Source organism: Dolosicoccus paucivorans (genome assembly GCF_900100125.1).
GTDB lineage: Bacteria > Bacillota > Bacilli > Lactobacillales > Aerococcaceae > Dolosicoccus > Dolosicoccus paucivorans.
The window spans coordinates 1-5,081 of sequence record NZ_FNEL01000076.1 but is presented as its reverse complement, the minus strand read 5'-3'; the positions used below and the strand labels follow the sequence as shown (position 1 = coordinate 5,081).

Genomic DNA, 5,081 nt, shown 5'->3' with positions numbered 1-5,081 from the left:
GGATTATTGATCCCTAATTGGACACCGACTTCGCGATAGCTTAACTCTGTAGTTAAGTACAATTCTATCGCATATAGCTTGGTTTCTAAAGGATAAGACTGTCTTGTTGACTTAACTTGAAGGCCTTCTAAGCCGAAATCTTGATAATTATGGATCCATCGTTTCACTATTGACTGAGCGATTTGATATTTTTTCGCTAAAGTCCTAAATCCGCCTTTTCCAGCTTCGTAGTCAGTAACAATTTGAAGTTTCGTTTCTAAACTATACTTGGTCATAAAAATACCCCCAAAAGTTAGATTTTTTGGTCTAACTTTTGGGGGTCGGCTCACCTGCTAAAGCTTTTTGGAACCATTCATGTTCTGTTGAAGTATGGTTAAAAACCGTATCTAACATAAGTTCAATCTTTAATTGACGTGCCTTTTCCACTAGCTCTTCAAAATCTTCCATCGTCCCAAATATTGGGTCAATATCAGTATAATTGGATACGTCATACCCATTGTCGTTTTGCGGGGATGGATAAAATGGATTGAGCCAAATCATATCAACGCCTAGTTCAGCTAAATAATCTAGCCGCTCAATGATACCTCTTAAATCTCCAATACCATCATTGTTAGAATCTTGAAACGATTTTGGATAAAGTTGATAGACAACTTTTTCTCCTAAGTGCATTGAAACTAATTCTCCTATCTATTTATTGTTTGAAAAATGGAATATCAAAATCCAATTGATTGTTGGTTAGGATATTCGAACGCTTGAAAAATAGCGTCAAAATAAATGGTACTACTAAAGCAACGATCATTGCAACAATAAATGGAATCATTGATTGAATTTGAATCACTAGAAATCCTGGTAAGCCACCAACTCCGATTGAGTTAGCAGTCACTTTAAAGGTTGTGGAAATAAAGCCAGCAATGGCTGAACCGATCATACCGGCTACAAATGGATAAATGTATTTCAAGTTAACCCCAAACATCGCAGGTTCTGTCACCCCTAAGTAAGCTGAAACTGCTGATGGTAACGTAATTTGTGATTCTTTTTCATCATCACGGGTCATCCACCATACAGCTAATACAGCCGAACCTTGAGCGATATTTGATAAGGCAATCATCGGCCATAATCCTGTTCCACCATAGTCAGCGACTAATTGAGAGTCGATTGCGTTTGTCATGTGGTGAAGTCCAGTAATAACTAATGGAGAGTAAAACGCACCAAATAATGCACCGAACAACCAGCTAACAGGTCCAGTTAAACCAGCAAAGACTAAGTTAGAAATCCACTGACCTAATGTCCAACCAATTGGACCTAAAACGGTATGAGCTAAAATAACCGCTGGCAATAACGATAAAAATGGAACAAGTATCATAGATAACATTTCTGGAACCACGCGGCGCCAAAATCTTTCTAAGTAACCTAACGTAATACCGGCTAACATCGCAGGAATAACTTGCGCTTGGTAGCCAATCATATCTAATTGGAACACGCCAAAGTCCCACTGAGGAACATCACCTGTAGCTAACGCTTCCGCCGCTCCATAAGCGTTTAATAGTTGAGGCGACACTAATGTAATACCTAAAACAATTCCTAAAATTTGTGTCGTCCCCATCTTACGCGTTACCGACCAAGTAATACCTACAGGTAAGAAGTGGAAAATTGCTTCCCCTGGTAACCATAAAAAGGCATTCACTCCTGCCCAAAATGGACTAACTTCTACGATCGTTTGCCCGTTTAAGAAGCCAAAAGGTACCGCTTCTAAAATGTTTCTAAATCCTAAAATTAAACCTCCAACAATAATAGCTGGGATAATGGGCGCGAAAATTTCCGCTAAAAAGGTCATCGCTTGTTGAAGTTTACTTTGATTTGACACGGCTGCCGCTTTGACACTTTCCTTTGTACCTTCTTGTAAGTTAGCTAAAGCAACAAACTCTTTGTAAAATTCGGAAACCGAGTTTCCAATAATGACTTGAAACTGTCCCGCTTGTGTAAAACTTCCTTTGACAGCATCGATATTTTCGATCTCTTCCATATTAGCTAAACTTTGATCATGTAAAACGAAACGCATTCTCGTGGCACAGTGAGTGACAGCAGATACGTTATCTGGCCCCCAACGGCATCGAGTAATTTTCTTGCATCTTCTTTAAAAGCCATTGTATAATCCTCCTTATTTTTATATCTTGTGTAACCTTTTACAATCTATTATTATAACACTAAGGTTGTAAGCGGTTACTCTACCCTGTTATACATAAAACCGTTCAAATTAAAACATTAAAAAGCCTCTTTGTGTCAAATGCACAAAGAGGTTAAATAAGTTTTATTCAATTAAGCTTCTTTATATTGAATAATTAAAAAGCGATTTGGATCTTTACCTTCTGACTTAGTAGATAGATTGTCATAACGACTAATAATAGCATGAATTTGTTTACGTTCATAAGCGGGTAAGGGCTCTAAGATAACTTCTTGCTTTGTTTTTTGAACTTGGCGAGCAGCACGTTGAGCCATTTTTGTTAACACATTCGCACGACGCTCGCGGTAATCACCCACGTTTAACATAATTGACATGCGACGCGGTTCATAACGATGGAATAAGATTTGCGCAACGACTTGTAAAGCGTTTAAATTCTTTCCTTGGCGTCCAATGACGATACCTGGTTTGTCAGTCTCGATGTCAAAGGTTACTTCTGTTCCTTTACGGCGGTAAGTGACCTTAGCATCTTCCACACCATAGGCTGTCAAAATATCTTCTAAATAGTTTTTGACAATTTCGTAACCATCTTTTTCTTTTACAACAGATCCTTCTTCTTTTGACATAGCTTGAGTCGCATCGTTTGAAGTCTGTCCAACTGTTTCTTCAACAATCACTTCTTCTACTACTTCTGACTCATCTAAGTTTTTCGGCTCTTTGGCGATTTCTTTGACAGTAATTGAAGCTTTAGGTGTTTCTTCAACGAGTGGTTGCGTCGTTTCAATGACTTCTTCTACTACTTGTTTAGCAACGTCTGAAACGGTTATATCTTTAGCTGAAACTTCAACAACCGCTGGCTGTTTTCCAAAGCCTAGAAATCCTTTTTTACCTTCACTAATGACGTGAACATCGACTTCTTGTCGTGATAAATTTAATTGAGAAAGTGCTATTTCTACAGCTTCTTCTACTGAATCAGCTTGTACAGTGGTCACATTATCGATCATTCTATCGTTCCTTTCTTTATTGAAATTATTTAGTTGCGCGACGAAGTGCCTTTTTCAATCGACGCTGTTTTTCTCTTTCTGCTTCTTCTTTTAAGCGACGTTCTTCTAAAATTTTATAAGGGTTATTTAGTAGAAGTGTTTGAATAACTGAAATTAAGTTAGTAATAACCCAATATAAAGTCACCGCAGCAGGAAGTCTAAATGAAATAAGTAAAATCATAATTGGCATCACATACATCATGACGGTCGTCGTACTGTTTTTAACAGGATTACTTAAAGTCGTTAAATAAGTATTAGCAAACGTCAAGCCGGCAGCAATTAAAGGTAAGATAAAAAGCGGATCTGGTTGACCTAAATGAGCCCAGAAGAAAGTGCCTTGTCTTAGCTCTTGGGTTTTAAAGATTGCTTGATATAACCCCATCATCACAGGTAGTTGAATGACTAAAGGTAAACAGCCTGCAAATTGGTTAATCTCATTTTCTTCCATAAATGCTTGTTGTTCTTGTTGCATTAACTCCATCGATTGACGATCTCGGTTAGGATATTTTGCTTTAATTTTTTCTAACTCAGGCTGAATTTCCATCATTTTACGTTGCGACTTAATTTGCATACTATTTAATGGCCATAAAATTAAGCGAATGATAATCGTAAATAAAATAATTCCAATCGCATAATTATTATTAAATAAATGAGAAAGCCATAAAATAAATCGTGATAAGTTATAAATGAAAACCCCATTCCACAAACCGACACTTTGCTGGTCTGCTCCTTGTTGGGTACACGCGCTAAGTATCATTACAAATAATAATAGTAAGGTCATCTTTGACCATCGTTTAATTTGTTCCATCTTTACCTCCTGCATTATTTTTTTGTTTAAATAACAAATTCATAATATGAAGAATTGATTGTTCAATTTGTTTTAAGTTTTTGTTTTTAATATCAGCCCTTGCAATAATCAAATAATCATATTCATTAGGAATATCTTCTCGTACTTGCCAAATAGCATGGCGCATCAATCGCTTGATTCGGTTTCGCGTAACGGCATTACCAAGTTTCTTACTCACCGATAAACCTACTCTAAAATGCGGCTGACCCGGCTTGAAAAGTTTATAGACAACCATTTGGCGATTAGCCATCGATTGTTTATTATCAAAAACACGCTGAAACTCTTTTTCACTTTTAACGCGGTAATTTTTTCTCACATCTCAAACCCTTTCAATTCGCACTAACTAGGTTTTATTATATCTAAAATTCTTCCTAAATTGAAATGAATTTTCTTACAGCAACTAAAAAACCGATCACCTCTACTTTATAATAGAAGTGATCGGCTAATTCGTTGATTAAACAGTTAAACGTTTGCGTCCTTTACGACGACGACGAGCTAATACGTGACGACCATTTTTAGTTTTCATGCGGTTACGGAAACCATGTGTTGTTTGGCGTTTACGTTTCTTTGGTTGATAAGTTCTCTTCACAATGATACCTCCTCATCTGATGTTTTAGCATACTAGGATATTTTAAAGAAACATCAATAAAAAGTCAAGGCATTTTTCAGACATTCTTCTACACAGCTTCTAGAGTAGTCAAACATATGTGACACACACTTAAAGTTCTAGTACAAAATAAATAGAATTGAATGGGGTTCTGGGGGACCGCGGTCCCCCAGAAAAAATTAAGCACTTTGTGATTCAAAGTATTGGGCCACGGCTTCATTTGGACTTAAAAAGTTAAGTGCTTTACGATGGATATTATTACTTCGGTTAATATAACGCGCATGCGCCTTAAATAGCGCTTCTTCTGACGTAAATGTTCGACGATGGTAAAAGCGCTCGGCGTCAATTCGATGGCTACGCTCTACCTTACCATTCTGCCAAGGCGAATAAGGGCGTGTTCTCTTG

5 protein-coding genes and 3 pseudogenes are annotated in these 5,081 nt (G+C 37.2%); all 8 read right to left on the bottom strand.

Annotation, left to right across the window (positions count from 1 at the left end):
- The coding region (locus tag BLR79_RS08320) for a helix-turn-helix domain-containing protein (protein WP_143338838.1) at nt 1-275 on the bottom strand (275 nt) is incomplete at its 3' end.
- 49 nt (nt 276-324) lie between these two features.
- Nucleotides 325-669, bottom strand: a pseudogene (locus BLR79_RS08315) (alpha-amylase family glycosyl hydrolase); the annotation flags it as partial.
- A gap of 22 nt (nt 670-691) precedes the next feature.
- Nucleotides 692-2,145, bottom strand: a pseudogene (gene treP, locus BLR79_RS08310) (PTS system trehalose-specific EIIBC component).
- Between the two features lie 171 nt (nt 2,146-2,316).
- Nucleotides 2,317-3,183, bottom strand: coding sequence for an RNA-binding cell elongation regulator Jag/EloR (gene jag / locus BLR79_RS08305; protein ID WP_092086915.1), 867 nt, complete (start codon nt 3,181-3,183; stop codon nt 2,317-2,319).
- A 25-nt stretch (nt 3,184-3,208) separates the two neighbouring features.
- Nucleotides 3,209-4,030: a YidC/Oxa1 family membrane protein insertase gene (locus BLR79_RS08300; RefSeq protein WP_092086912.1), complete on the bottom strand. Its 822-nt coding sequence runs from the start codon at nt 4,028-4,030 to the stop codon at nt 3,209-3,211.
- A complete protein-coding gene (rnpA, locus tag BLR79_RS08295; RefSeq protein WP_092086909.1) occupies nt 4,017-4,385 on the bottom strand; it encodes a ribonuclease P protein component in 369 nt (122 codons plus the stop codon). Before rnpA ends, BLR79_RS08300 begins: the two co-directional genes overlap by 14 nt.
- A gap of 138 nt (nt 4,386-4,523) precedes the next feature.
- Nucleotides 4,524-4,658 (bottom strand): 50S ribosomal protein L34, encoded by a 135-nt coding sequence (gene rpmH / locus BLR79_RS08290; RefSeq protein ID WP_092086906.1) that lies wholly within the window; start codon nt 4,656-4,658, stop codon nt 4,524-4,526.
- Nucleotides 4,659-4,855: 197 nt separating this feature from the next.
- Nucleotides 4,856-5,081, bottom strand: a pseudogene (locus BLR79_RS08285) (integrase core domain-containing protein); the annotation flags it as partial.